At 39.4% G+C, this 236-nt stretch carries 1 protein-coding gene; it reads left to right on the forward strand.

The features are described 5' to 3' along the window. Positions 1 to 5 precede the first annotated feature (5 nt). Positions 6 to 98 (forward strand): hypothetical protein, encoded by a 93-nt coding sequence (locus ON062_RS14075; RefSeq protein ID WP_368859993.1) that lies wholly within the window; start codon positions 6 to 8, stop codon positions 96 to 98. Positions 99 to 236 lie beyond the last annotated feature (138 nt).

Here is a 236-nt window from a genome sequence, read left to right on the forward strand (position 1 = left end):
ACACATTGGCTGACCTTATTGAGCTAGAAATGGTGGAATTTGATGTTATAATGGGTATGGATTGGTTAGCTTCTTGCTATGCCACCGTGGATTGCTGAACTAAGAGAGTGTACTTCCACTTTCCAAATGAGGTAGTCTTGAATGGGAAGGCAATGTTGGGGCACCAAAAGGTAAATTTATCTCCTATTTCAAGGTGAGGAAGATGATATCAAAAGGGTATATATGTCATCTAGTTA

This window comes from Microbacterium sp. C7(2022), assembly GCF_028823665.1.
Classification (GTDB): Bacteria; Actinomycetota; Actinomycetes; order Actinomycetales; family Microbacteriaceae; genus Microbacterium.